Here is a 1,595-nt window from a genome sequence, read left to right as displayed (position 1 = left end):
CCGGAACGCTCACTGGTCGGAAGCTCGTTGCCGACTGGCGCGCCAAGGAGAATGCTGGTCAACTGGTCCTTGTGCTCTCGGCCGACGGAAGGACTCTAGACGGCACATGGACGTCGCCCAAGGGTAACGGCGCCTACCGTGCAACCAAGTCCAAACGAAGCCCCAACTACTGAGCTCGCGTCTCGCGTGACGCCTAACCCTTCGCTTGAGCGGACCTCCACAGGCAAGGCGCTTGGCCCGCGCACCGGGCAGTGCCATCATCCGCTGCGCGGGCCAAGCGCCTTGCCTGCGGCGTCCGCTCAGCTCAAACGTTAGGCGGCGCGGCACCGCACATATGCCGCTTGCAGCACTTCAGGAGGTGCCATGAGCCACTACTCTGACCCGAGCAACCGCCGCATCGCACTCTCCCGCGTCGGATTGGCGATCGCCTTGGTGATGTCACCGTACCCAGCGCTAACTGCTGGAGAGAAGGCCGAGTTGCCGGATGTGAAGGTTGGCGACCGTTGGAAGACCGAGCAGAAGGACAAGCGAACGGGTGCTACGGAGGCTGAGGTTGAACGAACCGTCACCGCGGTAGCCAACGGCGTCATCGAAGGTACCGAGAACTCTGGGACGTTCCGGGTTACCACGGAACTCAATCCAATCGAATCTACTGTCAACGTCATCACCGGCAATCCACGCTTCCTAAGCTTTCCTCTCGAGGTTGGCAAGAAGTGGAGCATGAAGTACAGCTTTGCGAACAAGTCAAACTCCGGTAAAGGCCGAGTCGAAGGCAACGTTGAGGTGACCGGATACGAACCGGTGACTGTGAAGGCGGGAACATTCGATGCGTTTCGGTTGGAAGCGAAGAACTTCTGGAACAACGACGCGAATCGCAGCAGTGGCCGCTCCAAGACTGTGCTCTGGTACGCGCCAACGGCAAGAGCTGTTGTTCGCACTGAGTACGAGGATGGCTACAACAACTGGGTTCGTGAACTGGTAGAAGTACAACTCAAGCCGTAGGGCTGCGCAGTAAAGCGCCGCCTAACCCTTCGCTCGAGGCGACCCTCCACGGCTTGGCACTTGGGCCGCGTACCCGTGGTGCATATCATCGGGCTCGCGGCCCAAGCGCCAACCCGCGGCGGTCGCCTCAGCTCAAACGTTAGGCCTCCGAAGGAAGGTCTGATTAAGTCATCCGCATGGTAGTGCTCTGCGTTGCGCAGTCAACGCAGGAGATGATGCGATGAAGCAGACGACGCTGGCCGAGGGTGGGTTCGAGAAGTACGCCAAGACGACGCGCCGGGAAGCGTTTTTGCTCGAGATGGACCGCGTGGTGCCGTGGGCCGAGCTATGCGCGCTGATCGAGCCGTACTACCCCAAGGTCGGGCGCGGCCGCCCGCCGATCGGGCTGGAGCGGATGCTGCGGCTGCACTTCCTGCAGCAGTGGTTCAACCTGGGTGACCCGACGCTGGAGGACGCGCTTTACGAGTCCAACTCGATGCGCCGCTTCGCCGGGATCGACCTGGGCCGAGAGCCGGTGCCCGACGAGACGACGGTGTGCAAGTTCCGCCACCTGCTGGAGCGGCACGGCCTGGGCGAACAGATCTTCAAGCGCG

The 1,595-nt window shown here is 61.9% G+C and carries 1 protein-coding gene and 1 pseudogene; both read left to right on the top strand.

The genetic code is table 11. The features are described 5' to 3' along the window. The first annotated feature begins 363 nt into the window (after positions 1 to 363). Positions 364 to 1,002, top strand: coding sequence for a hypothetical protein (locus tag D9C15_RS09500; RefSeq protein WP_127997215.1), 639 nt, complete (start codon positions 364 to 366; stop codon positions 1,000 to 1,002). Between the two features lie 220 nt (positions 1,003 to 1,222). Continuing rightward, positions 1,223 to 1,595 (top strand): annotated as a pseudogene (locus tag D9C15_RS33705) (transposase); the annotation flags it as partial.

This window comes from Piscinibacter defluvii (genome assembly GCF_004011805.1).
Classification (GTDB): Bacteria; Pseudomonadota; Gammaproteobacteria; order Burkholderiales; family Burkholderiaceae_C; genus Piscinibacter; species Piscinibacter defluvii.
This window is presented reverse-complemented; position numbering and strand designations above follow the sequence as displayed.